Origin of the sequence: Devosia sp. XGJD_8, assembly GCF_046614475.1 — a bacterium.
In the GTDB taxonomy this organism is placed as follows: Bacteria; Pseudomonadota; Alphaproteobacteria; order Rhizobiales; family Devosiaceae; genus Devosia.
This window is the reverse complement of the sequence record NZ_JBKJHF010000001.1, coordinates 805,275-828,992: the sequence shown is the minus strand read 5'-3', so window position 1 is coordinate 828,992 and position 23,718 is coordinate 805,275. Positions and strand designations below refer to the sequence as shown.

The 23,718-nt window shown below is 64.8% G+C and carries 23 protein-coding genes; 4 read left to right on the top strand and 19 right to left on the bottom strand.

The features are described 5' to 3' along the window. Positions 1 to 73: 73 nt before the first annotated feature. The 3 genes from ACLI1C_RS03800 to ACLI1C_RS03790 all read right to left on the bottom strand — a co-directional run bounded on the left by ACLI1C_RS03800 (position 74) and on the right by ACLI1C_RS03790 (position 1,981). On the bottom strand, positions 74 to 1,066 hold the full coding sequence (locus tag ACLI1C_RS03800; RefSeq protein WP_411398209.1) for a BMP family lipoprotein: 993 nt from the start codon (positions 1,064 to 1,066) through the stop codon (positions 74 to 76). 208 nt (positions 1,067 to 1,274) lie between these two features. Continuing rightward, entirely contained in the window at positions 1,275 to 1,397 is a 123-nt protein-coding gene (locus ACLI1C_RS03795) for a hypothetical protein (protein ID WP_411395523.1), read from the bottom strand. A 107-nt stretch (positions 1,398 to 1,504) separates the two neighbouring features. Continuing rightward, entirely contained in the window at positions 1,505 to 1,981 is a 477-nt protein-coding gene (locus ACLI1C_RS03790) for a CoxG family protein (RefSeq protein ID WP_411395522.1), read from the bottom strand. A gap of 240 nt (positions 1,982 to 2,221) precedes the next feature. Between ACLI1C_RS03790 and ACLI1C_RS03785 the strand changes: the two genes are divergently transcribed. Genes ACLI1C_RS03785 through ACLI1C_RS03775 form a run of 3 tightly spaced genes read left to right on the top strand, consistent with a single transcriptional unit; the run spans position 2,222 to position 5,960 of the window. Then, positions 2,222 to 3,442 carry a cell surface protein gene (locus tag ACLI1C_RS03785; protein WP_411395521.1) on the top strand — a complete coding sequence of 407 codons (1,221 nt, stop codon included), beginning with the start codon at positions 2,222 to 2,224 and terminating at the stop codon, positions 3,440 to 3,442. A 30-nt stretch (positions 3,443 to 3,472) separates the two neighbouring features. Further along, positions 3,473 to 4,411 (top strand): DUF6384 family protein, encoded by a 939-nt coding sequence (locus tag ACLI1C_RS03780; RefSeq protein WP_411395520.1) that lies wholly within the window; start codon positions 3,473 to 3,475, stop codon positions 4,409 to 4,411. A 4-nt stretch (positions 4,412 to 4,415) separates the two neighbouring features. Continuing rightward, a complete protein-coding gene (locus tag ACLI1C_RS03775) occupies positions 4,416 to 5,960 on the top strand; it encodes a hypothetical protein (RefSeq protein WP_411395519.1) in 1,545 nt (514 codons plus the stop codon). Between the two features lie 7 nt (positions 5,961 to 5,967). Here ACLI1C_RS03775 and ACLI1C_RS03770 read toward each other — a convergent pair whose 3' ends face one another. From ACLI1C_RS03770 to ACLI1C_RS03700, 15 genes are all read right to left on the bottom strand, one after another. Further along, on the bottom strand, positions 5,968 to 6,366 hold the full coding sequence (locus tag ACLI1C_RS03770) for a VOC family protein (RefSeq protein ID WP_411395518.1): 399 nt from the start codon (positions 6,364 to 6,366) through the stop codon (positions 5,968 to 5,970). A gap of 76 nt (positions 6,367 to 6,442) precedes the next feature. Continuing rightward, complete coding sequence (locus tag ACLI1C_RS03765) at positions 6,443 to 6,925, bottom strand: copper chaperone PCu(A)C (RefSeq protein WP_411395517.1); 483 nt, start codon at positions 6,923 to 6,925, stop codon at positions 6,443 to 6,445. Between the two features lie 50 nt (positions 6,926 to 6,975). After that, positions 6,976 to 7,359 carry a hypothetical protein gene (locus ACLI1C_RS03760; RefSeq protein ID WP_411395516.1) on the bottom strand — a complete coding sequence of 128 codons (384 nt, stop codon included), beginning with the start codon at positions 7,357 to 7,359 and terminating at the stop codon, positions 6,976 to 6,978. A gap of 75 nt (positions 7,360 to 7,434) precedes the next feature. Beyond that, entirely contained in the window at positions 7,435 to 8,346 is a 912-nt protein-coding gene (locus tag ACLI1C_RS03755) for a LysR family transcriptional regulator (protein ID WP_411395515.1), read from the bottom strand. Positions 8,347 to 8,378: 32 nt separating this feature from the next. Then, the gene (locus ACLI1C_RS03750) at positions 8,379 to 9,122 is read right to left on the bottom strand and encodes a TSUP family transporter (protein ID WP_411395514.1); all 744 of its coding nucleotides are present in this window, start codon (positions 9,120 to 9,122) and stop codon (positions 8,379 to 8,381) included. A gap of 112 nt (positions 9,123 to 9,234) precedes the next feature. Continuing rightward, positions 9,235 to 10,533 carry a hypothetical protein gene (locus ACLI1C_RS03745; RefSeq protein ID WP_411395513.1) on the bottom strand — a complete coding sequence of 433 codons (1,299 nt, stop codon included), beginning with the start codon at positions 10,531 to 10,533 and terminating at the stop codon, positions 9,235 to 9,237. A gap of 188 nt (positions 10,534 to 10,721) precedes the next feature. Further along, a complete protein-coding gene (locus ACLI1C_RS03740) occupies positions 10,722 to 12,620 on the bottom strand; it encodes an ABC transporter ATP-binding protein (protein ID WP_411395512.1) in 1,899 nt (632 codons plus the stop codon). Next, positions 12,617 to 14,425, bottom strand: coding sequence for an ABC transporter ATP-binding protein (locus ACLI1C_RS03735; RefSeq protein WP_411398208.1), 1,809 nt, complete (start codon positions 14,423 to 14,425; stop codon positions 12,617 to 12,619). Before ACLI1C_RS03735 ends, ACLI1C_RS03740 begins: the two co-directional genes overlap by 4 nt. A 226-nt stretch (positions 14,426 to 14,651) precedes the next feature. Continuing rightward, positions 14,652 to 15,629 (bottom strand): DUF1624 domain-containing protein, encoded by a 978-nt coding sequence (locus ACLI1C_RS03730; RefSeq protein ID WP_411395511.1) that lies wholly within the window; start codon positions 15,627 to 15,629, stop codon positions 14,652 to 14,654. 147 nt (positions 15,630 to 15,776) lie between these two features. Then, positions 15,777 to 17,579: a DNA helicase RecQ gene (gene recQ, locus ACLI1C_RS03725; RefSeq protein WP_411398207.1), complete on the bottom strand. Its 1,803-nt coding sequence runs from the start codon at positions 17,577 to 17,579 to the stop codon at positions 15,777 to 15,779. Positions 17,580 to 17,690: 111 nt separating this feature from the next. Then, on the bottom strand, positions 17,691 to 18,554 hold the full coding sequence (locus tag ACLI1C_RS03720; protein ID WP_411395510.1) for an SDR family oxidoreductase: 864 nt from the start codon (positions 18,552 to 18,554) through the stop codon (positions 17,691 to 17,693). A 241-nt stretch (positions 18,555 to 18,795) separates the two neighbouring features. Next, complete coding sequence (locus tag ACLI1C_RS03715; protein WP_411395509.1) at positions 18,796 to 19,350, bottom strand: DNA-3-methyladenine glycosylase; 555 nt, start codon at positions 19,348 to 19,350, stop codon at positions 18,796 to 18,798. A 236-nt stretch (positions 19,351 to 19,586) separates the two neighbouring features. Further along, positions 19,587 to 20,648: a D-TA family PLP-dependent enzyme gene (locus tag ACLI1C_RS03710; RefSeq protein WP_411395508.1), complete on the bottom strand. Its 1,062-nt coding sequence runs from the start codon at positions 20,646 to 20,648 to the stop codon at positions 19,587 to 19,589. Then, entirely contained in the window at positions 20,645 to 21,418 is a 774-nt protein-coding gene (locus ACLI1C_RS03705; protein WP_411395507.1) for an SDR family oxidoreductase, read from the bottom strand. The genes ACLI1C_RS03710 and ACLI1C_RS03705 overlap by 4 nt, the downstream gene beginning before the upstream one ends. A 1-nt stretch (position 21,419) precedes the next feature. Then, positions 21,420 to 21,803: a RidA family protein gene (locus ACLI1C_RS03700; protein ID WP_411395506.1), complete on the bottom strand. Its 384-nt coding sequence runs from the start codon at positions 21,801 to 21,803 to the stop codon at positions 21,420 to 21,422. A gap of 198 nt (positions 21,804 to 22,001) precedes the next feature. Here ACLI1C_RS03700 and ACLI1C_RS03695 point away from each other — a divergent pair, with 198 nt between their 5' ends. After that, a complete protein-coding gene (locus ACLI1C_RS03695) occupies positions 22,002 to 23,459 on the top strand; it encodes a M81 family metallopeptidase (protein WP_411395505.1) in 1,458 nt (485 codons plus the stop codon). On the opposite strand, the gene ACLI1C_RS03690 is transcribed toward ACLI1C_RS03695, so the two are convergent. Continuing rightward, on the bottom strand, positions 23,456 to 23,692 hold the full coding sequence (locus ACLI1C_RS03690) for a hypothetical protein (RefSeq protein WP_411395504.1): 237 nt from the start codon (positions 23,690 to 23,692) through the stop codon (positions 23,456 to 23,458). The genes ACLI1C_RS03695 and ACLI1C_RS03690 overlap by 4 nt on opposite strands. Positions 23,693 to 23,718 lie beyond the last annotated feature (26 nt).

Here is a 23,718-nt window from a genome sequence, read left to right as displayed (position 1 = left end):
GAAGCAGCAGCGGCCCCGGAGGGCCGCTGCGCAGAACTGTTACCCGTATGGGTGTCGGATGCCACGATAGAACTCAGACGCCCGGGCAGGTGGAATCGACGGTGTAATCGTGCACCGTGATCGCGCCGGACTGGATCTGTGCGCTCAGCTCGTCGACCTTGGCCTTGGTGTCGGCATCGACCAGCGCTTCGTTGTGCTCGTCCAGCGCATAGCCAACGCCGTCCTCGGCGAGACCGAGCACCGAGATGCCGGGCTTGAAGGTCGCGTCATCGCCAGCTTCCTTGAAGGCAACGGTGACAGCGACGTCAACGCGCTTGAGCATCGAGGTCAGCACCGAACCGGGATGGAGGTAGTTCTGGTTGCTGTCCACGCCGATGGAGAACTTGCCAGCGTCGGCAGCGGCCTGCAGCACGCCGAGGCCCGAGCCGCCAGCAGCGGCAAAGACCACGTCGGCGCCTGCGTCAAACTGCGCCTTGGTGAGTTCGCCGGCGGTGACCGGGTCGTTCCAGGCGGCCGGGGTGGTGCCGGTGTAGTTTTCGATCAGCTTGATGTCCGGGTTGGCAGCCTTGGCGCCCTGGGCATAGCCGCAATAGAATTTGTGGATGATCGGCACGTCCATGCCGCCCACGAAACCGACCGTGCCGGTTTCCGACTTCAGCGCCGCCAGGGCGCCGACGAGGAAGGAGCCGGTATGCTCGTCGAAGATGATCGACTGAACGTTGGGCTGGTCGACAACGGCGTCGATGACGACGAAGTTGGTGTCAGGGAATTCGGCCGCGACGGTGCCGAGAGCGGTGCCCCAGGAGAAGCCGGCCATCACGATGGGATTGGCACCCTGGCTGGCAAAGCGGCGGAGCGCCTGTTCGCGCTGGGCGTCGTTCTGCAGTTCAAGGTCGATATAGGTGCCGCCGGTCTCGGCCTTCCAGGCCTCGGCGCCGTTATAGGCCGCTTCGTTGAAGGACTTGTCGAACTTGCCGCCGAGATCATAGATGATCGCGGGGTCAGCGAAGGCAGCACCGGTCAGAACCGCGCTCAGCGCGACGCCGCCTGCGATGGCCTTGGTGATGGTTGAAAATTTCATTGAGTACGTCTCCCTGTCTCGCACTGGAGCGTTGGCGCTTGACGCCAACGGACAATCTCCGTGCGCTAACAAGGGATACAATCGTGCAAACGAAGCGCCTGCAAGAGGGAATCGCGGAAATTTTTCCGAATGGTCAAATTTTGGCCGGCATGCTTACCGGCGCGCCAGCCCCTGCCCGCGGCAAGGGCAGAGCTCACCAGTGGGCGAGGATGCCTTCGAATATCTGCCCCAGGTCGGCATCGGCATAGAGCACGGCCAGGATGGCCAGCGAAGCAATGGCAAAGAGGGCGACGGTGTCACGGGTGCGGCTGGTCATCGGTATTTGTTTCAAACTGGAGGAGTGGCGGTGACACTCTCCTAACCCAGGACCGGGCCGCCGATTGTGATGCTTTGAGGGCAGATGGCGGCGTGGTTAAGCCGGGGTTAAGGCTCGACCGGGTCGACACCGAGCGGCGTCACCTTTGCCCCCATGGCGGCGCCGAACCGCTCGAAGAAGCCGTCGATGACCTTCTGGGCCGAATTGCCGATAATGGCCTTGCCCAGCTTCATGACCTGGCCCGACGCGCCACCATTGGCGGCAAAGACCAGCATGGTGTCGTCACCGCTATCGGACAGCACGATATCGGCCGAACCCTCCGCCATGCCCAACAGGCCGCCCTTGCCCCGGCCCGCCAGGGTATAGCGCTCGGCCGGGACGATGTCGGAGAGAGCAAGCTCGCCCTTGAAGACGGGATGGACCACGCCGAGATTGACCTTGATCTCGAGGTCGAGCGTGGTTTCGCCGGACCAGGCGATCTTGTGGCAGCCCGGGATGGCGGCCTTGAGCGCCTCGGTATCGTTGAGCGCGGCCCAGACGGCGACGCGCGGCGCGGCGATGATGTAGCGGCCACCAAAATCCATCAGCAGACACCCCGTCCGCGCCGGCGTGGCACCGCCGTATTACCGCCTTGTTGCCACTTGAAAGAAAGCCCTGCCATTACTGTGCCATCCCGCTCTTTACGTGCGGCTTTTTCGCACCAATATGGTCTAAATAGTTGCCCCGGCACCGTGATGCAATTGTCATGGGACCGGGCAGCAGCGATCTATAGCGCGAGTAAGCGCATTCCGCCGGTTCGGCATCTGATTACGGGGAGCGAATGAATGGCCAATGAAGTGAGCACAGCACCGGCAACCGCAACGACGAGCGTTGTCGCCGAAAAGCCGCTGCAGTACCTGGACAAGGCCGTCAATGCGATCCGCGACCTGGGCATCTGGCCCGAACAGCAGGGCGAGCAGCCGATCACCGGCCTGCTCAGCCAGATCACCGAGCTCGACGAAACCCGGGTGGTGCTGATCGGCCGGACGCTGAGCCAGGCCAGCGCCTTCAACGAAGTGGTGCGCGAGCAGATCGCCGCCATGAAGATCGGCGAGCGCTACGAAGACATCACCAAGGGCTTTGACTCCATCCGCGACGATGCCAAGGGCATGGTCGACCAGCTGGCCGACAACAAGCTCGACATGCTCGAGCGCGCCAGCAATGTCTGGATGAAGGTCAGCCGCGGCGATATTGCCACCCGCTTCAACAAGATCCGCGACATCTACCTGTCGGTTTCGGCCGACACCAAGGACCAGATCGATCGCGAGCATACCATTCTCGAGGCCTATCGCGATTTCCGCGGCGCGCTGAAGCAGGCCGAAGTGATGGCGCTCGAAGTGCTGCACACGGCCGAGCAGCGCCTCGAAGCCAAGAAGAATACGCTCAATGCCGCATCGACCGCCGTGTCGGGTTATGCCGGCAGCGTCCCGGCGGACCGGGCGCGCCTCGAAATGGATCGCGACGAGAAGCTGCGCGAGATGCAGAACGAGGAAAAGCGCTACCAGATCGCCAAGGATCTCTCGGACAACCTGACCATTTCCTACAATACGTCGGAAGTGGTGATGGCGCGCCTGATGCAGACGACCAATGCCAAGGAGCGGGTCTATCAGCAGTCGATCTCGTTCTTCTCGACCAACGAGACGGTGCTGACCGCCCTTTCCGCGTCGTTTACCGGCATGTTCGGCCTGCACGAATCCACCGAAACGCTCAATGCCATGAAGGAAGGGATGAGCAAGAGCCTCGAAACCCTGTCCGAAATCGGCGACCGCGTGACCGAAGAAGCCGTCCGCGCCGGCTACGGCCCGACCGTACGTGCCGATGCGGTCAAGAAGCTGGTGGATTCGGTGGTCAACTTCCAGGAGAAGAGCCGCACCATCATCAACGAGATGCGCATCGCCTCGACCAAGAATTCGGCCGAGATCCGCGATGCCGTGGAAGATGGCAAGCGGCGCCTGGCAGCCCTGGCTGCCGACGGCAACGCCTTGCTGCTCGAAACCAGGAACTGAGGACGCCGTAACCACGGGTGAACGCCAACAATGAGTGACGTGACAGCGAAGCCCGCTGCGCCCCTGGATGAAGTCATGCTGGCGATGGACGTGGTCGACACGCTCCGCCACCGGCAGGACCTGGCCGTGCGTGAGCTGGGCACGGATGCAAAGGAAAAGCAGCTGCTCGACAAGCTGCGCGACATCTATCACCACCAGGGCATCGAGGTTCCCGACCATATCCTGCGCGAAGGCGTCGCGGCGCTGCAGGAAAGCCGCTTCGTCTATGATCCGCCCAAGCCGGGTTTCGGCACGAGTCTGGCCAGGCTCTATGTGACCCGCAAGAGCTGGGGCAAGCCGGTGGGTGCCGTGCTGGCCGCCGTGCTGCTGCTGGGCGTGGGCTATTTCGGCGTCTGGCAGCCCTATCAGCACGGCCAGGCCGAACAGGCGCGGATCGAGCTGGCGGAAGGCCTGCCGGCCCAGATGGACGCGCTCTACCAGACCATATTCGAGGAAACCAAGGTGCAGCAGGCCGTGGCCGATGCCGAGGCGCTGCGCAGCCGGGGCAAGACCTTTGCCGCCGAAGGCAATCGCGAAGGCGCCGAGCAGGTGGTGGCAGACCTGACCGCCCTGCGCGACCAGCTGCGCCAGGAATATACGCTGCGCGTGGTCAACCGGTCGGGCGTGCAGTCGGGCTTCTGGACCATTCCCGAGATCAATACGGCGGCGACCAATTACTACATCGTGGTCGAGGCACTCGACAGTGAAGGCAATGTGCTGAGCCTGCCCGTCCTCAATGAGGAAAATGGGGAAGTCGAGGTGGTCAGCCACTGGGGCGTGCGCGTGCCCGAGAATGTCTATGACGGCGTGGCCGCGGACAAGCTTGACGACGGCATCATCCAGATCAATGAAGTCGGCCGGAAATCGGATGGCTTCCTTGAGGTCGAATATAACCTGCCGGTCCTCGGCGGCGCAGTGACGCGGTGGTAGAGCAATGAGCATCCGCGGACCCGAAGCCCTGGCCAGCCTCGACGAGGCCATGCGCGACATCCGTCGCGAGGAAGAGGAAATCTCCAAGCGCCTCGCACGCTCGGCCGAAAAGCTGGGCAAGATTCGCGAGAATGAGACAGAGCTGTTTCGCCAGCTGGCGCAGCTGCGGCTCGATCCTGCGGTGCAGGGCGAACTGGACGGCGCCTTGTCTTCCGCCGAAACCCGGGCGCGCGAGCAGCTCAAGGCCCATGCCAAGAATCTGGGCAAGGCCGAGAAGGACGTCGCGGAAAGCGATGCCTTGCTGACCCGGCTGACGGGTGAGCGGGCCGCCGCGCTCAAGGTCTATGAGGGGCACCAGGCCGAGCTCAAGGCGCTGGGCAGCCGGCTGGGAGCGTCGATCGCGCGCGATCCGGTCTTTGCCGCCAAGCGGCAGCAGGCGAGCGAACTGGCAGAGATTGCCGGCCAGTCCATGCGCAAGACCGAACAGGCCGAGCGGGACCGCGAGGAAAAGGGCAAGCCCTACCGCGACGATGCGCTGTTCATGTATCTGTGGGAGGCCGGCTATGGCACGGCCAGCTACCGGGCCAACAACCTGATCCGCTATTTGGACGGACTGGTCGCCAATCTCGTCAGCTTCCACAAGACGCGGCCCAACTTCGCCATGCTGAACGAAATTCCGCTGCGGCTGCGCGAGCATGCCGAGCGGCAGATCGAAAATGCCCGGCAGGCCGAGGCCGAGGTCGATGCGCTGGAGACGGCGGCCATCGACAATGCCGGCGGCAAGCCGATCCGCGAGGCCATGGAGGCGGCGCAAAAGCAGATCGACGCGTTCGACGCGGAGATCGTGGCGGCCGAAGACCAGCGCGACGAGGCCGCCAAGGCACTGGGCCTATTGTCCCAGGGCGGCGACTCCGCCTTCGAAGATGCGCTGGCCGGTTTGGCAAAGGCGCTCGGCCGTGAAGATATCCAGACGCTGCTGGCCGAGGCGCGCCGCACCCGCACCGGGCAGGACGACACCATCGTCGCCCAGATCGACGACGCACGGGCCCGCGCCAAGGAAGAAGAAAACGAAACGCGCGAGCAGAACGACCGGCTCAAGACGCTGGCGGCCCGCCGGCGTGAACTGGAAGATATCCAGTGGGAGTTCAAGAAGCAGCGGTTCGATGATCCCCGCTCGAGCTTCCGCGACGACAAGCTGGTGGGCGATGTGCTCAACGACTTCCTGCGCGGCGGCATTTCGGCGGCCTCCTATTGGGAGCAGTGGCGGCGCAGCCAGAACTGGACCGCGGGGACCTCGGACTGGGGCGGCGGCGTGGGCCTGCCCAATAACGGACGGCAGCGCTCCAACTCGCCCTGGCCCGAAGGCGGCGGCAGCACGATGAACTGGCCCGATTCCAGTTTTGGCGGCGGCAGCAAGCCCAAGAGCAAGGGCGGCTTTGGTGGCGGCTGGGGCGGCGGTTCTGGCAGCGGCGGCGGCTTTTCCCGCCCGCGCACCGGCTCGGTCGGCACGCGCAAGCATGGCGGCTTCAAGACCGGCGGCGGGTTCTAGCCTGGTCTCAGTGGGCGGGCGGCTGCGCCATCAATTCCCAGACATTGCCTTCGCTATCCTCGAAATAGGCTGAGTAGCCCCATTCCGATTGCGTGCCCTCGGTGATGATGGCGCCACCGGCGATCAGCACCTTGCGCAGGATATCGTCCACTTCGGCCGGGCTGGCGGCCTGGTGGCTCAGCACGAAGCCGGGCGTGCCGGCGATGGCGACGTCCTTGCCCGCTGTCTGGGCGATCTGCTCGCGCGGGAACAGCACGAAGGAAAAATCATCGTCGAAGAAGAAGGCGACATGGTCCTCCCCTGCCCCGATCTGCTCCTCGGCAATGTCGAACAGGGCGCGATAGAAGGCAAAGGCCCGCTCCAGGTCGTCGACGCCGATGGTGATGATGGAGATCGATGGCTTCACGGGGCTCTTCCTCTTTTGTCGCAACCTAGCGACGAAGCGGCCGGAGGTCATCCCCTCCGGCCGCGCAATCGTGGGGTCAGTGCGCATGCTCGGCAGTGGGCGCGTCGGCGGCCGTCGCCTCGACCGGCAGCAGCACCTCGACCGAACCGGCCTTTTCGAAGGTCAGCGTCACGGCGACGGTCTCCCCTTCGACAAAGGCCTGCTTGAGGCCCATGAACATGATGTGGAAGCCGCCAGGCGCCAGCACCACAGTTTCCCCGGCCGGGATTTCCAGCCCGTCGACGAGCTGGCGCATCTTCATGACATCGCCGTCCATCGCCATTTCGTGGATCTGGGTATCGCCGGCAACGGTGGAGGTGGCCGAGATCAGGCGGTCGGCTTCGGTGCCGGTATTCTCGATGGTCAAGAAGCCTCCGCCCACCGGGGCACCGGGCAGGGTGGCGCGGGTAAAGGGCAGCGAGATGTTGATGGGGCCCAGATGGACAACGCCATTGTGGGCAAAGGCGGGGGTGGCGACGAGAATGGCGGCCGCGAGGGCGGCGCGAAGCAGACGGAGCATGATGGAATTCCGGTTTTTGAAAGGTCTGGATGGCCATGTGGCCGGGAGGTTCAGACCTGAACCGGAGGGGCGCGTGGTCCGCTGGGGGAAGCGAGCAGAGCCGGCATGAAGGCCGGCAGGGTGAGCAGGACCGGCACGGCCAGCGCGACACGGTCGAGGCCGGCCGACAGGACCGCCGGCGTCGGCAGCACGAACTCGGTCTTTGCCACGCCCGTCGCCGGGCACTTGCTGACCGTGGCGTCGGTGTCGCCATCCATGGCGCCGGCGGGCGTACAGAGCACCCAGCCGGTATCCAGCGCGGTATAGCCCAGCGCTTCGAAGGCGCGCTGGCTGGCGCGTGCCTCGTGGATCGGCGCCAGCACCGTCAGCAGATAGATGGCCAGCACGGCCAGGGCCGTCCCGATCTCTCTGCTCATGGTGCGCATTGTGGGCATGGCGCAATCCTTAGGCGTGATCGCGGCGCTGCTCAATGGCCGTTTTGTCGCGGATGTTTGATCGGCGTCAAGGAATCAGCTGCTGGGCACATAGGTCTCGCTGCACAGCGCGATGAAGCTCTTCATCGCCGCCGAGAGCGGGCTGGTCCTGCGGCGGGCCACCAGCAACTGGCGCAGGGCCCAGGGCTCGGCCAGCGGCGCACAGACCAGGTCGGTGCCCGCCAGCAGGTGCAGGCTGGTCGAGCGCAGGAAGCCGATGCCAAAGCCGGCTTCCACCATGCGCACCAGCGCCGGAAAGCTCTCGACCCGCACCGTCTCGACCAGCGGCTTGCCGGCCTTGCGGGCCGCCTCGCCCACGAGGCGGTCGAGCGAGCCGGCCTGGTGGATGCCGACGATCGGATGCTCGATGACGCTGGCAAAGTCGATGTCCCTGCGCGGATCGAGCCGGGTGGCCAGGGCATGGTCGGGCGGCGCCAGCACCCAGACGCGATCATCCTCGAAGGCCTTGATCTCGAAGCGGGTGAAATCATAATTGTCCGAGACGATGGCGATATCGGCCCTGCCCTCGTCCAGCGCCAGCAGCGCCTTGGCCGCCCCCATTTCCTGGATATCGAGCGCGATACCGGCATGCTTGGCCGAATAGCGCGCGAGCAGTTCCGGCAGGCGCCCGGTCAGCGCCGAACTGGTACAGGCCAGCCGCAGGCTGCCGCGCAGGCCGCTGCCGAAATCGGCCATGACGGCGTCAAGATCGGCGATGGCGCGCAGCACGGTGCGGCACCCCTCGGCATAGGCTTCGCCGGCACTGGTCAGCTTCACGCCCTGGGCCGAGCGATCGAACAGCACGACGCCGAGCCGGCTTTCGAGATCGGAAACGCGCCGGCTGACGGCGGAGGAGGCTATACCCTCCCGCTCGGCGGCGCGGCCGATCGAGCCGGTCTCGGCCAATAGCAGAATGAGGCGCGCCGTGACGCTGTCGAAGGGTGCCATGTCCTCTCCCGGGATCATCGGCACCATAGCAATCAAAAGCCGAATGCCAAGGAAATGCCGCGCGCCAGATAGTAAAATCCGATGGCGGTGACGATGAGCCGCGTCCAGGCCTTGAAATTGGCATCGGTCAGGCGCTGCAGCACCCAGTGGCCGGCACTTGTGCCCAGTATGGCGAAGGGCGCCGCCAGCGCGATGATGCCCCAGTCGAGCGCGGTGAGCATCAAAGTGGCATGCCAATAGAAGGCGATCTTGCCGGCATGGTTGACCACCTGGGCCGCCGCCTTGGTGGCAATGATGGTGCGCCGGTCCATTGGCGTGCGGATGAAGAACATGTCGATGGTGGGTCCGGCCGCCCCGACCGCCAGGTTGATGCCGCCGCCGAGCAGGCCGCAGATGAAGGCGTGATGGGGCTTGCTGGCATCGAGCGACAGCCAGGACTGGGGAATCCACAGCAGCACCGGCATCACGCCGAGCACGATGCAGACCGTCGCCAGGTCGGGCGTATAGCGCAGGATGAAAAGGATGATGCCGGCCGTCACCAGCCCCAGCGTCATGATGGCCAGCACGCGCCAATCGATATAGGCGCGTGACATCCAGGCGCGCGAGCCATTGGCGATGAGCTGGATGGCGCCCTGCACGGCGATGGCGGTGCCGACCGGCAGGATCAGCAGCAGGATGCCGAGCAGGACAAGCCCGCCGGCCATGCCGAAAATGCCCGATAGCATGGAGGTACAGAACACCGCCAGCAGCAGGACGGCGGCAAGCCAGAGACTCATGCGTGTTTCCCCAAATCAACCGTTGATGCGCCGGGAGGGACCGCAGCGCTAGGCCGGATTGAGCATGGGGGCTTGCTCTCTTCACCCCTCCCTGGGGGAGCGGTGAAGGGGCCTATTCCAGCAGCGCGGGGAAATAGTCGCTCGCGGTGGGCGCCAGCAGCTGGGGAATGTCGGCGAGGCTGACCGTCAGCAGGTCCTCGGTGCAGGCGTGAATGACATGGGGCAGGCCTTCGAGCGTGAAGACGACCTTGTCGCCCGGGGCAAAGCGCAGGCCCAGATTGGTGGTGATCAGCTCGTCCATGTCGCATTCCCCGGCAAAGCCGGCTTCGCCGGGGGCATAATTGGCCAGCACATAGTCGATGAGGTTCTGGCCGGCGGCCCAGGTGTAGAGCTCGGGCGCCTCCAGCGCGGCCGCCTGATCGACCACCGCCTCGTAGTCGCCGATCCTGGCCGTGGCCACCCAGTCCTTGAACACCTTGCCCAAGGCCAGTTCCTGGCCGGTCCGGACGTCTATGTTGAAGCTGTTGAAGTGGTTGTCGGGATGGGCGCCGCCGCACCAGGTGCTGCCGGATTCGGTCCAGCCGAGCACGGTCGGCGACAGATAGGCCAGCGCGATATTTTCGCCATCGAAATCACCCAGCGAGCCACCATCCATGCTGATGCCGTAGCTGGAATAGCTGAACCCCGCATAGGCGGTGTTGAGGCAGGAAAAGGCGGCCAGGTTGATGGTGGCGTGGCGTTCGGCGAGGGCTCGGTTGACAGTCTCCGGCGAACTGCCATCGGCAAGGGCCACGATACGCGGAAAGGCAAAGACTGTGCGCGGATCGCTGACAAAGCGGAAGCTCGAGCCATCGAGCTGCTGCACCGGGCCTTCGGTCAGCGCCACATCCATCTTGGCGAAATCATAGGGAAAGGCTGTCGCCGTAAAGGGCGCGTCATTGGCATAGATCTGCATGAAGGCACTGTCGGCCAGGCCCATCGGGCTGGCTTCAGTGCCGGCCGGCAGGGTGCGGTGACCGATTTCGGTCAGGGTGACATCGAGTGTCTTGCCGGGCTTGTCCGCGGGTGCCCAGCTGCCACTCAGCCGGCTGCCATCGGCGGAGATATCGAGCGACCACAGCCCGCCGATCGGGGGCTCGGTGACGGCGCCATCGGCATCGAAGATGCAGGTTGTTTCGCTGCAGGGCGCTTCCTCGGCCAGCTCGATCCTGTCGATGCCATCCCGATTGTGCAGCGGAATGTCGCCGCCCACCCGCAGATAGCTATAGCGCCCCGTCATCATGCCTTCCGCCGGATCGGTCAGCTCGACAATGATGTCGCTGCGCCCCAGCGTGCCCTTGTAGGTGATGGCGTCGAGGGCCAGTACGGGCGTGGTGGTGAACAGGATGGCGGCAAGAACGGCCAAACGCATGAATGTGGTCTCCCCTTTGCGCCTGATCTAGCAGGCCGTGCTGAACACGTGCTGAACGGGAAACTACCCCCACCCACCCTCCCCCTGGAAGGGGGAGGAGCTGCGCGGCGGTGGGGCACGATCGAGCCACAAACACGATCTGTCCCTCCCCCTCCCAGGGGGAGGTTAGGTGGGGGTTCGCCTGTTGCTCACGTGCTCGCGGCGCGAGCATTGGCCTGGGCCACCAGCTCGTCGGGGATATCGTCGAAGCTGGCATAGTTCATGTTGTAGAGCTTGGCGTAGAGGCCGTTCTTTTCCATCAGCTGGTCGTGATTGCCGGTCTCGATCAACTCGCCATTCTGCAGCACGATGATGCGGTCGGCGCCGCGGATGGTGGCCAGCCGGTGGGCAATCACCATGCCGGTACGGCCCTTGAGCAGGGTCAGCAGCGCCTTCTGGATCTGCCGCTCGGTATAGGAGTCGATATTGGCCGTGGCCTCGTCGAGCACGAGGATCTTGGCGTCGGCCACCAGCGCCCGGGCAAAGCTCAGCAATTGCCGCTGCCCCAGCGACAGGTTGGAGCCGCGCTGTTCGAGAATGCTGTCATAGCCCTCGGGCAGGCGGGTGATGAAATCATGCGCGCCCACCGCCTTGGCCGCGGCGATGACGTCGTCGAGCGTGGCCGAGGTCTTGTTGTAGCGGATATTGTCGAAGACGCTGCCGGTGAAGAGGAACGGCTCCTGCAGCACCATGGCGACCTGCTCGCCCAGCGATTCCTGGGTCACGTCGCGCACGTCGTGGCCACCCACCAGCACTGCGCCGGAGCTCACCTCGTAGAAGCGATGGACCAGCGACATGGCCGAGGTCTTGCCCGAGCCGGTCGGGCCGACGAGGGCAACCGTCTCGCCCGGATTGACCTTGAAGCTGACATTTTTGAGCACCGGGCGGTCAGCGGCATAGCCGAAAACCACATCCTTGAACTCGACCGAGCCATCCATGTCGCGGGTCAGGGTCACGGCGTCGGGCTTGTCGTTGATCGAGGTCGGCACGTCGAGCACTTCGGTGATGCGGCGGCCCGAGGTCATGGCGCGCTGCATGATCGAATATTGCATGGTCAGCGAGCGGATGGGGTCGAAGAAGCGCTGGATATAGAAGATGAACGCCACGATGACGCCGATCTCGAGGCTCCCATTGAGCACCAGCGAGCCGCCGACCACGACCACGATGGCCATGGCGACGCCGGTGAGGCTGTCGACGATCGGCACCATGACCTGGGCGAAGCGCGAGCCGGTGAGCTGGGTCTGGAGATTGTTGAAGGCCTTGTCGTCATAGAGGTCGAAGTTGACCTTCTGGCGATCGAGGTTCTGCACGGTGCGCACGCCATTGATGCCCTCGGCCATGGCGCCGGCGGTGATCGAATTGGTCTCATGCGCCGCCCAGAAGGCGCGCTTGGCCGGCGGCAGCCAGAAAATGCGCACGATGAACAGGATGGGCATGGTGGAAAGCGTCAGCAGGCCCAGCCGGAAATCGAGCGTCAGCAGGACCACGACAATGCCGACCAGCAGCACCATGTCGCCGACCGACAGCACCGAGGTCTCGAGGAATTCCTGCATCGAATTGACGTCGCCCTGCAGCCGGCTCATCAGGCGGCCGACTTCGGTCTTGTCCATGAAGCTCAGCGATACGCGCTGCAGCTGGTTGAACATGGCGCGCCGCATGTCGAACAGCACATTCTCGGCCACCTGCCCGACCTGGCTTTCCTGGATCCAGGAGGCGGCGTAGTTGATGACAACCGCCACTGCAAAGGCACCGACGGCCCAGGCCAGGTTGGTCGAATTGCCGCCCTGGGTCATGCCGCTATCGATGGCGCGGCCGATGATCAGGGGAATGGCGAGCTGGGTGGCGGTGAAGACCAGCACGGCCAGCACCGACAGATAGATGCGCAGGCGATAGGGGCGCACGAAGGCCCAGATGCGCCGCACGGTCCTGGGGTCATAGGCCTTGCCGAAGATCTCCTCTTCGATGCGATGCGACCCCACGCTGGCGCGGGGCGGGCGCTGGCCCGGAAAGGCGGCAACTTCGCGGTCTTCTTCGTCGACGGCGCTCATTGGGCGGCGCTCCCGATCTCGATGTCGATATCCTCGGTGGGGCGGGTCTGCAGGTCGTAGAGCGCGCGATAGCGGCCGCCCAGCGCCAGCAATTCCTCGTGGCTGCCCTGCTCGATGATCTTGCCCTCTTCGAGGAAGAGGATGGTATCGGCATGCAGCAGCGAGCTCAGCCGGTGGCTGATGACCAGGGTCACGCGATTGCTGGCATAGCGGCGGATGGCGCTGCGGATACGGTGTTCGGTACCCGCATCGATGGCAGCGGTGGAATCATCGAACACCATGACGGCGGGCTTGAGCACGAGGCTGCGCGCAATCGACAGGCGCTGGCGCTGGCCGCCCGACAGCGATACGCCGCGCTCGCCCACCACCGTGTCATAACCGGCCGGCAGGCCCATGATGTAATTGTGCAGCTGGGCGCTTTCGGCGGCCTTTTCGATCTTGGTTTCCTTGGACCAGGGATCGCCATAGGCGATGTTGTTCTCGATCGTGGTGGTGAAGAGGAAACTGTCCTGCTGCACCACGCCGACGGCCCGGCGCAGTGACTGCAGGCTGACCTTGCTGACATCCTGGCCATCGATGGTGATGCGGCCGCCGCTGACGTCGTAGAAGCGCGGGATCAGGTGGGCGAGCGTCGACTTGCCGCTGCCTGGGGCGCCGACAATGCCGATGGTCTGGCCGGCTTTGGCCTCGAAGCTGACGCCATCGAGCGTCGGATGGGTGGCGCCGGGATAGGTGAAGTGGACGTCTTCAAAACGCAGGGTGCCCTCGCTCACCTTGAGGTCGGGCACGCCGGGCGCATCGGCGATGGCCAAGGGTTCATCGAGAAAGGCGAAGAAGCGTTCGCCGCAGGTGGAGGCGCGGGCAAAGGAATTGACCATGAGGCCAAGCTGGCGCACCGGCATCTGCAGGATGGTCATGAAGGTGAGAAAGCTGGCCAGCGTGCCCACGCTCATCTCGCCGGCGATGACCTTGTTGCCGCCCACCCAGAGCACCAGCCCCATGGCGGCGAAGAAGGAAAAGGTCATCGCGCTGGTATTGCGCACGCGGATATTGACGCGATCATGCGCCAGGGCCAGGGCATCCTTTGATGCCGCGTCGAACTTGGCCAGCTCGAAATCCTGCCCCGAAAAGGCGCGGACGACGCGGATGCCGCCGAGGTTTTCTTCCATCACCCGGGTCAGGGCCGAGAGCTTCTGCTGCAGCGTTACCCAGGTTGCGCGCAGGGTCAGCTGCGCCACCGAGGAGCGCCAGGCGACGAAGGGCACGAAGCTCAGCGCGAGGAGGCCCAGCACGAGATCGGTGGTGAGCAGCATATAGGCGCCGACCCCGATCAGCACCGAGAGCAGCACCATGCGCACTTGGCCGGTGGCAAAGAACATGCGCACGCCGTCGAGATCGAGCAGGCCCATGGTGATCAGGTCGCCGGTATGGACCTTGTCATGGTAGGAATAGGAGAGGCGCTGCACCTTGTCGTAGAAGGCCAGCCGCAGCTCATAGCCGACATGGTGGCCCACCGATTCCGAATAGTAGTTCTGGATCAGGGTGAAAAAGCCGCGCGCCACCGAGACGCCCAGCAGGGTCATGGCGCTCCAGAACAAAGCCTGTTCGGCACCGGCGGCACCGGCCTGCAGAATGCCCTGGGCCTGGTCGACCGAATAGCCGAGCAGCCGCGGAATCAGCAATTGCAGCACCGAGGCGATGATGGTCGCGCCGATGGCGGCGGCGGCCTGCCAGGGGTGACGAAGCGATAAAAGGGTGATCCGCAGCAGCGGTCCCTGGCCCTTTCCGGCCTGGGCGGCGGCCACATGCGCCTGTGCGTCGCCGCGTGAATGGACGCGGCCAGCCTTATCGGTGGTCAAGGAAGTATCCAGACTTCAATAAATGTGTGGGTCCGAGCGGGCGAGGAGCCAACCGTGGCCCGGGCTCGGACAAATCAAACTCGCGCGACTAATCAACGCCCGTTCGCCCTACCATTCAAGGTTGAATCTGAGCAAAAAACGCAAAGAATAACGTTCTTATGACGCCCCGGCGCTACTGCGGCGCGTTGAGCTCGGGATAGATCACGGCCGAACATTGCCGGTTCTGCGCATCGAGCAGGGCCTGCTCGCCCGCCGTCACCATGCCGGTTTCAATGGCGTTCCAGAGCCCGTTGGTCTCGACGCCTTCCAGCCCGCATTGGCAATAGGTGGTGCAAAGACCCGGTGCCGTGCCACCCGCCTCGCAGGTCGACTGGCACGAGCGCAGGAAATCGGCGCTGCGCATGGCGACCTGCGGCTGGAACACGAGCGAGGCGGGATAGACCAGGCCCAAGAGGATCGGCTGGTGCACCAGATAGATCAAAAGGCTCCAACGCCCGAGCCAGGCGAGGACGCGCGGCAGCCTCCCGGTCGGCGCGATGGCGGCCAGGCGCGGCGCCCAGGCCGAGGCCAGCACCAGGCGCGTGGCGATCACACCCAGTAGCACGACGCCGAACCAGGGGAAGACCGGCACGAGATCATTGGTCGGCGGCGGCACCTGCCAGAAGCCGATCCAGGACCAGGCCTTCTCGTTGAACAGTGCATCGGAATAGACCAGCGGCAGCGCGATGACCACGGCGGCGACCCCGATGGACAGCCAGAGCGGGGTGCGCACAAAGGCCAGGCCCATCAGGCTGAACAGGGCAATGGCATGCAGCACGCCGAAATAGACAAAGCTCTGCGGGAAGGCGAAGTACGTCGCGACGGTGATGGCCACGGCGCCAAGGACGACAAAGACCCAGCGTTTCCAGAAGCTGCGCCAGCGTATGGCCTGGCCATGCCCCAGCACCAGCCCGACGCCGACCAGGAACAAGAAAACCGCCAGTATGCTGCGCGCAATCAGCACCCATGCCGGGTCATAGCCCACATCCGCCGCGATGAAGCGGAAGTAGCTGAGGTCCCAGCACAGGTGATAGGCCACCATGGCAATGATGGCGACGCCGCGGGCGATGTCGACAATGGCAAAGCGCGGACGACCCACGGTTTCACTCATCGCAATCCCCCTCATCCGCCCTTCGGGCACCTTCTCCCACGAGGAGAGAAGGGGGTTCGGTGGATGGCCAAAGAGTGGAACTCCCCCTCTCCCCTCGTGGGAGAGGGTGGATCGGCCGCAGGCCGAGACGGGTGAGGGGGCACGTCATCACCCCGCCACCCTCGCCACCACGGCGAGGAAATCCTCGCCATAGCGATCCAGCTTGGCCTGGCCCACGCCGGGCAGGTTGAGCATGTCATGCGGGTGCCGTGGTACTGCGAGTGCCATGGCGCGCAGGGTGGCGTCGTGGAAGATCACATAGGGCGGCACGCCCTGGGCCTTGGCGATGCGCGTGCGCTCCTCGCGCAGGGCCTCGAACAGCGGCAGGGCATGGGGCGGAATGCTGGCGGCGCGCTCGAGCTGGCGGCGGACCTCGACGGTCTTTTTGGGCCGGTCCTTGCGCAGTGTCACAATGCGCTCGCGCTTGAACACGGCGCGGGCGCCCTCGCCCAGGGTCAGCGCGCCATGATTGGCATGGTCGACCACGATCAGCCCCGCAGCGGTCAATTGCCGGATCACCGATTGCCAGACCTTGGCATCGAGATCGGCCCCCTGCCCGAACACGGCCTGGTTCTGGTGCCCGAAGCGCTCGACCTTTTCGGTGGCCTTGCCCATCAGCACGTCGATGACATGGGCGGCGCCAAAGCGCATGCCGGTGCGATAGATCGCCGCCAGCGCCTTGATGGCCGCTTCCGTGCCGTCCCATGATTCAACGGGCGACCGGCAGGTATCGCAGTTGCCGCAATTGCCGGGATGGGCCTCGCCGAAATGGTTGAGGATGGCCTTGCGCCGGCACTCGGCGGTCTCGCAGACGCCGAGCAGCGCGTTGAGCTTGCCGTGTTCGACCCGCTTGATCTCGTCGGGCGCATTGCCCTCGTCGATCATGCGCCGGCGCTGCACCACATCGGCCATACCATAGCTCATCCAGGCATCGGCGGGCTGGCCGTCGCGCCCGGCGCGGCCGGTCTCCTGGTAATAGGCCTCGATCGAAGCCGGCAGGTCCATATGCGCCACATAGCGCACGTCGGGCTTGTCGATGCCCATGCCGAAGGCCACCGTCGCCACCATGCAGATGTTTTCCTCCTTGAGGAAAGCATCCTGGTTGGCATTGCGCCGTTCGGCCGTAAGGCCGGCATGATAGGGCAGAGCCGGAATGCCCTTGCCGCTCAGCCACTCGGCGGTGTCCTCCACCTTGGCGCGGCTCAGGCAATAGACGATGCCTGAGCTGCCCTTGTGGGCCGCGAGAAAGGCCAGCAATTGCTCGCGTGCCTTGTCCCGCTCGACGATGGAATAGGAAATATTGGGCCGGTCGAAGCTGGTGGTGAAGACCACCGCAGCGTCCAGCCCCAGCCGCTCGATGATGTCGTCGCGCGTGGTCGGATCGGCCGTCGCGGTCAGCGCGATGCGCGGCACGCCGGGAAAGAGTTCGGTGAGCTTGCTGAGCTCGCGATATTCGGGGCGGAAATCGTGGCCCCACTGGCTCACGCAATGGGCCTCGTCGATGGCAAAGAGCGCGATATCGATGCCCGAGAGCATATTGGCAAAGCCGGGCGTCGCCACCCGCTCGGGCGCCACATAGAGCAGGTCCAGCTCGCCCCGCCGCAACTGGCCGCGCACTTCGGCGGACTCTTCGGCCGTCAGCGATGAGTTCAGCGCAGCCGCCGCGACACCGGCCTGGCGGAGGGCCTCGACCTGGTCGCGCATCAAGGCGATCAGCGGCGAGATGACAATGCCGACGCCTGGCCGGCAGATGGCCGGTATCTGGTAGCACATGGATTTGCCGGCGCCGGTGGGGAACAGCACCACCGCATCGCCGCCGCCAACCAGGTGATCGACGACCTCGGCCTGCTGGCCGCGGAAGCTCTTGTGGCCGAAAACGTCGCGCAGCACCGCAAGCGGATCGCGCGGCATGGCCGGCGCGCCGCTGCTGAACAGATTCCATGCCGATTCAAGCGTGCTCACCCCGCCCTTGGATCACAGGGGCGGGGTGAGCCGCAAGGCGGCACAAATCACGTGTCGGCGCTATCCACCGACGATCTCGCCGCCATTGGGGTGCAGGACCTGTCCCGAAAGGTAGGAGCTTTCGTCACAGGCGAGGAACAGGTGGCAGGTGGCCACTTCATTGGGCTGGCCGGCTCGCTTCATCGGCTGGGTCGAACCGAATTCGGCAACCTTTTCGGCGTCGAATGTCGCCGGAATGAGGGGCGTCCAGATCGGGCCCGGCGCCACGGCATTCACGCGAATTCCCTTGTCGGCCAGGTTGGCTGACAGCGCCCGCGTGAAGGCGACAATGGCGCCCTTGGTGGAGGAATAGTCGAGCAGCGTGGGCGAGCCGCGATAGGCGGTAACCGATGTCGTGTTGACGATCGAGGCGCCCTTGCCCAGATGCGGCATGGCCGCCTGCGTCAGGTAGAAATAGCCAAAGAGGTTGGTCTGGAAGGTCTGCTGGAGCTGTTCGGCGGAGATGTCGGTGATCTCCTCCTGCGGATGCTGCTCGGCCGCGTTGTTGACCAGCACGTCGAGCTTGCCGAACTGCTCGATGACCTTGCCCACGACATTGTCGCAGAACGCCTTCTCGCCGATATCGCCGCGGATCAGCAGCGCTTCGCGGCCCTCCGCCTTGACGGCATCGGCGGTGATCTTGGCGTCCTCGGTCTCCTCGAGATAGACCAGCGCCACCTCCGCACCCTCGCGGGCAAACAGCACGGCGCAGGCCCGGCCGATGCCGCTGTCGCCACCGGTTATGATGGCGACCTTGCCGTCCAGCCTGCCATTGCCAGGAAATTTCGGCATGTATTCCGGCTTGGGATGCATCTCGGTTTCCCGGCCCGGCTGATGGTCCTGCTCTTGGGGTGGATTGATCTTCTTGGCGGCGGACTCGGCCATCTTGCGGCTCCTCATGCACGTGGTTGTCTGGCGCTGGTTGCCAGAGAGCAAAGGGTGAGGCCGGAACGGGTGGGATAAGGGCTCGGCTGCCATTTCGTTGGCCGGACGGGAAACCGGAAAAACCTGTCCGTTCCCTATGCCACCATGTCCGGTTGACGCATCCCGGCCTCGTGTAGAGCCAATCGCTGGGGGGAGGGATTGGTTCCTTCACCTTTCTTCGCCTCCCCATGAAAGGGCGACGTCAGCGCAAGGGCTTGCTCAGAAAAGGCGAGCCGCGCCGCACGAAGCGCCAGGGAGTCTCGGCACCCTTGGTGATGCCAATGCGCGGGCCAGTCGCGATGTCGTGGCTTGCCTCCGCCGGCAGCAGCTCGAACGGCGGCGCATCGAGCGCCAGGCCGTTCTGGCCGATATCGATGCCCAGCGCCTGGCACAGCTTGCCGGGGCCCGAACACAGCTGGCGCTCGGCGACGCCGCCGCGGCGCTCATGCATGAGCTCGACGCCGTGCATGGGCTCCAGCGCCCGGATCAGCACGGCACTGCCGGGCTGGCAGACAAAGTTGAGGCACCAGTGAATGCCGTAGATCTTGTAGACATAGGCATGGCCGGGCGGCCCGAACATGGCCTGGTTACGCAGGGTAGGCCCGTTGAAGCTGTGCGAGGCGGGATCGGCCTCGTCATAAGCCTCGACCTCGACCAGCGGGCCACCGGCACCATTGACGAGCAGGGTCACGCCGATGAGATCACGCGCGACATAGGCGACGGGGCGGTTGAAGAAGGCGGGAGGAATGGTTGTCATTTGTCCATGCCCCGCCCCTGGAGGGCTCGATATCCAGAAACGAGAGTGGAGCGGCACCTCCCCCTTGATGGGGGAGGCTGGGAGGGGGTGCCGGTTGGCCCGAATATCGGGGCCAAACCACCCCCACCCTTAATCCCTCCCCACAAGGGGGAGGGTGTCGACTGAGCTATCGTGGACACGTCAGTTCCCTACATCACGAGGGCCTGAGCCACAGCCGCCAAACCAACCGCGTCACGTCAATCCACCCGGCCCCGCGCATCCACCGTCACCGTTTCCACCACTGCATCCTTGCTGATCAGCGTCACCCTGTCGAACAGGTTGCTGACCACGCAGGCATGGTTGGGAATGATGCGGAGCTTGTCGCCGATCCTGGGCTTGCTGGCGCAATTGCTGAGATCAATCGTGCCATGCTCCTCGCTCAATCCCACGATCACCGCTTCGGGATAGGCCTCGATCAGCCCGAAGCCGGTCAGGCCCAGCGTGTCGCTGGTCAGCGCCTTGGAGCCGGCGTCGATGATGGCGCGGTTCGCGGTGGGGCGGCTCACCACCGTGGCCAGTACGGTCAGCGCGCAATCGTCGAAGGTGCCGACGCCCTTGGCCACCTGGTAGCGGTCCATATAGATATAGGTGCCCGGCCGATGCTCGGTGGCGGCGGTCACCTCATGGGCGCGCCAGATATCGGGCGTGCCGCCATTGGAGACGATCTCGGGCACAAGGCCCGCCGATGTCAGTGCCAGCTTGGCGGCCGCCAGCCAGGCGGCATTGGCCTCGACCTGGCCGGCAGCCGGATAGGTCATCAGCCCGCCAAAGCGCAGGCCCGGCGACTTGGCGATTTTCTCGGCCAGCGCCCAGGCCTGGGCCGGCGTCTGTACACCGCAGCGGCCCATGCCGGTATCGCATTCCACCAGCACAGTCAGGGGCACCGGCGCGGTGGCGAAGGTGGCGGAAAGGCCGTCGACGGTTTCGGGACTGTCGGCGGTGACGCTGATATGCACGCGCTCATGCAGCGCCTTCAGGCGGGCCAGCTTGGCGGCGCCGATGATATTGTAGGGCAGGAAGATTTCGGAAATGCCGGCATCGGCGAAGACTTCCGCCTCGCCCAGCTTCTGCACCGTGATGCCGACGGCGCCCAACTCCATGGCGCGCCTGGCGAAGCGCGGCAGCTTGTGGGTCTTGATATGCGGGCGCAGCTTGAGGCCATGCTTGTCGGCATAGGCCTGCACGCGCTGCAGATTGGCTTCGACACGATCGATGTCGATCAGCACGGCAGGCGTATCGAGTGCGGCGATATCGGTCATTTGGCCCTCAGCACGTCGTCGACAAAGCGCAGATTGCCGGCGGTCAGCCCCGCATCGACCGGCAATACAGTACCGGTAATACCCGAGGATGCATCGGAACAATAGAAGACGGCTGCATTGGCCACCTCGGATGGCAGCACCATGCGGCCGAGCGGATAGTGCGGCAGCACGTTGTCGAGCAGGGTCGGATCGGCTTCCAGCCGATGATCCCAGGCCGGGGTGCGCACCGAGCCGGGGCAGATGACATTGGCCCGCACCCCCTGCCCGCCGCGTTCCACGGCGATGGCCTTGGCATAGGCGACGAGCCCCGCCTTGGCCGCCGAATAGGCCGGATTGCCATAGTGGCCCAGCGCATTGACCGAGGAGATGAAGACCAGGCTCCCCTTGCCGCGCCGGGCCATGGCGGCGACGATGGGGTCGGTCATGGCATAGGCGCCGGAGAGGTTGATGGCGAGTTCGGAGGCCCAGACCTCGTCGTCGAGATGATCGAGGATTTCCGCCCGGGTGAAGCCGGCATTGGAGACCACCGCATCGGGCGCGCCGAACGCCGCCAGGTGCCGCTCGACGGCCGCCCTCGTGCCCTTGGGGTCGGCCTGGTCGAAGAGGATTTTTCCTGTCAGATCAAGGCCTTCAAGCATTCCGGGCTCGCGGTCGGCACCGATGACTGCGGCCCCCGCCTCGCGAAAACTCCGCACCAGCGACTGGCCGATGCCGCCACCGGCGCCGGAGATGAGCACGGTCTTGCCGTCGAGGCGGAAGGGCGAGGTCATGTCAGGGATCCTTGTAGGCGACGCATTCGATTTCGACCTTGCAGTCGACCATCATGTGGCTCTGGACGGCGGCGCGGGCGGGTGGGTTGTCGCCGAAGTAGCTCTTGTAGACGGCGTTGAAGCTCCAGAAGTCACGGGGGTCGTCGAGCCAGACGCCGCAGCGGACGACATGCTCGAGGCCATAGCCCGCCTCTTCGAGAATTGCGATGAGATTTCTTATGGTTAGGTGGGTCTGGTCGACGATGCCGCCATTGATGATCTCGCCATCCTTCATGGCGACCTGGCCCGACACGAAGAGGAAACCACCGGCCTCGACGGCGCGGGCGAAGGGCAGGTTCTGGCCACCAGCACCGGATTTCTCCGCTCCGTAACGCTTGATCGGCATTGGCATACTCCTGTGGTGATTTTGAAAGCCAGTTTCGTCAATTGGCACTTTACCGTGCCCAAAACGCCTTTTCGTCAGCAAATTGCGGTCGGAAATGTAAATTTCTTACGTGATCGACCGACCAAGCCTATGCTAGCCTGATCAGGCTGCGCTTGCAGCATGCTGCCGCTTTTCGTGTCATTTGCTGCGAGATTTCTCGTGCGTGTCTTTACCGCTGCCCTCGCCACCGAGACCAATACCTTTTCGCCCATCGCCATCGACAAGCGCGCCTTCGAGGCGTCGCTCTATGCCAAGCCCGGCGAGCACCCCGCGACGCCGACACTCTGCACCGCGCCGATCACGGTCGGCCGCGAGGTCTGTGCGCAGGAGGGCTGGACGCTGATCGAGGGCAGTGCGAGCTGGGCCGATCCGGCGGGCCTGGTCGCCCGCACCACGTTCGAGGAATTGCGCGACGAAATCCTCGACCAGCTGCGCGCGGCGCTGCCGGTCGACGGGGTGGTGCTGGGCCTCCATGGCGCGATGGTGGCGCAAGGCTATGACGACCCCGAGGGGGATTTCCTGTCGCGCGTCCGCGACATCGTCGGGCCGGATGTGTTGGTCTGTGCCGAGCTCGACCCGCATAGCCACCTCACCGCCCGGCGCGTGGCGGCGGCCGACTTCTTCGTGGTGTTCAAGGAATTTCCCCATACCGACTTCGTCGACCGGGCGCGGGACCTGTGGGCCATCGCTGTGCGGACGCTGAAACAGGAGATCACCCCGGTCATGTCGGTATTCGACTGCCGGATGATCGATGTGTTCCCCACCTCCAAGCAGCCGATGCGGGGCTTTGTCGACAAGCTCTATGCCCTCGAAAAGTCCGAGCCGGGCCTGCTGTCGCTATCGGTCATCCACGGCTTCATGGCCGGAGACGTGCCGGAAATGGGCACCAGGGTGATCGCCGTCACCGATGGCGACGCCGCAAAGGGCGCGGCTTTGGCCGAGACGCTGGGGCGCGAGCTCTTTGCCATGCGCGGCACCTTCATGGTCAGCCAGGTGGACGAGACGGTCGCGGTCGATGCCGCCCTTGCCGCGCCGCGGGGGCCGGTCGTAATCGCCGATGTCTGGGACAATCCCGGCGGCGGCACGGCGGGCGATGCCACGGTGATCCTGGCCGAACTGATCGCGCGCGGCGTGACCGATGTCGCGGTCGGCACGATCTGGGATCCGATCGCGGTGCAGATCTGTTTCGCGGCCGGCGAAGGGGCGGAGATTCCGCTGCGCTTCGGCGCCAAATCGGCGCCCTTCACGGGCAATCCCATCGACAAGCGCGTGACAGTCCAGCGCCTCGTCCGCAATGCCGAAATGCGCTTCGGCGACAGCTTCGCTCCCTTTGGCGATGCGGCATGGATCAGCTTTGACGGGATCGACGTGATCCTCAACTCGACCCGGGCGCAGAGCTTTGATCCGTCGCTGTTTTCGGCCATGGGGATCGACCCGAAATCGCGGAAAATCCTGCTTATCAAGTCGACCAACCACTTCTACGACAGCTTTTCCAGGATTGCCTCCGAGATCGTCTATTGCTCGGCGGGCAAGCCCTATCCGAACCGGCCGGCCGAGACCGACTACCGCAAGGCGCGGCGGGATATCTGGCCGATGGTGGAGGATCCCTGGGGCTAGAACAGGCTGACCTTTTCGCCGGCGCGCAGGCGGTCGGCGATGGCCTTGCATTCCGGGGCGAGTTCGGCGTAATTGGCCTCAATGCAGGCCTGCATGGCCTCGCCATAGGCCACCCCGTCACACCAGATTTCGGCATCGTCGCCGCATGATTGCGACAGCTCCCAGACGGAGACGGCCATGGCCTGCCCGGTGGTGAGCAGCATGATGGTGGCGAGGTAGAGGCTTTTGCGCATGTCGATTTTCCGAGCGGCTCCGGGCC

What these genes read in the sequence shown, in the direction of transcription:
- ACLI1C_RS03795 (WP_411395523.1), bottom strand. Translation starts at nt 1,397, where the DNA reads ATGACCAGCCGCACCCGTGACACCGTCGCCCTCTTTGCCATTGCTTCG.
- ACLI1C_RS03790 (WP_411395522.1), bottom strand. Translation starts at nt 1,981, where the DNA reads ATGGATTTTGGTGGCCGCTACATCATCGCCGCGCCGCGCGTCGCCGTC.
- ACLI1C_RS03785 (WP_411395521.1), top strand. Translation starts at nt 2,222, where the DNA reads ATGGCCAATGAAGTGAGCACAGCACCGGCAACCGCAACGACGAGCGTT.
- ACLI1C_RS03780 (WP_411395520.1), top strand. Translation starts at nt 3,473, where the DNA reads ATGAGTGACGTGACAGCGAAGCCCGCTGCGCCCCTGGATGAAGTCATG.
- ACLI1C_RS03775 (WP_411395519.1), top strand. Translation starts at nt 4,416, where the DNA reads ATGAGCATCCGCGGACCCGAAGCCCTGGCCAGCCTCGACGAGGCCATG.
- ACLI1C_RS03765 (WP_411395517.1), bottom strand. Translation starts at nt 6,925, where the DNA reads ATGCTCCGTCTGCTTCGCGCCGCCCTCGCGGCCGCCATTCTCGTCGCC.
- ACLI1C_RS03760 (WP_411395516.1), bottom strand. Translation starts at nt 7,359, where the DNA reads ATGCCCACAATGCGCACCATGAGCAGAGAGATCGGGACGGCCCTGGCC.
- ACLI1C_RS03755 (WP_411395515.1), bottom strand. Translation starts at nt 8,346, where the DNA reads ATGGCACCCTTCGACAGCGTCACGGCGCGCCTCATTCTGCTATTGGCC.
- ACLI1C_RS03750 (WP_411395514.1), bottom strand. Translation starts at nt 9,122, where the DNA reads ATGAGTCTCTGGCTTGCCGCCGTCCTGCTGCTGGCGGTGTTCTGTACC.
- ACLI1C_RS03745 (WP_411395513.1), bottom strand. Translation starts at nt 10,533, where the DNA reads ATGCGTTTGGCCGTTCTTGCCGCCATCCTGTTCACCACCACGCCCGTA.
- ACLI1C_RS03740 (WP_411395512.1), bottom strand. Translation starts at nt 12,620, where the DNA reads ATGAGCGCCGTCGACGAAGAAGACCGCGAAGTTGCCGCCTTTCCGGGC.
- ACLI1C_RS03730 (WP_411395511.1), bottom strand. Translation starts at nt 15,629, where the DNA reads ATGAGTGAAACCGTGGGTCGTCCGCGCTTTGCCATTGTCGACATCGCC.
- recQ (WP_411398207.1), bottom strand. Translation starts at nt 17,579, where the DNA reads ATGCCGCGCGATCCGCTTGCGGTGCTGCGCGACGTTTTCGGCCACAAG.
- ACLI1C_RS03720 (WP_411395510.1), bottom strand. Translation starts at nt 18,554, where the DNA reads ATGGCCGAGTCCGCCGCCAAGAAGATCAATCCACCCCAAGAGCAGGAC.
- ACLI1C_RS03715 (WP_411395509.1), bottom strand. Translation starts at nt 19,350, where the DNA reads ATGACAACCATTCCTCCCGCCTTCTTCAACCGCCCCGTCGCCTATGTC.
- ACLI1C_RS03710 (WP_411395508.1), bottom strand. Translation starts at nt 20,648, where the DNA reads ATGACCGATATCGCCGCACTCGATACGCCTGCCGTGCTGATCGACATC.
- ACLI1C_RS03705 (WP_411395507.1), bottom strand. Translation starts at nt 21,418, where the DNA reads ATGACCTCGCCCTTCCGCCTCGACGGCAAGACCGTGCTCATCTCCGGC.
- ACLI1C_RS03700 (WP_411395506.1), bottom strand. Translation starts at nt 21,803, where the DNA reads ATGCCGATCAAGCGTTACGGAGCGGAGAAATCCGGTGCTGGTGGCCAG.
- ACLI1C_RS03690 (WP_411395504.1), bottom strand. Translation starts at nt 23,692, where the DNA reads ATGCGCAAAAGCCTCTACCTCGCCACCATCATGCTGCTCACCACCGGG.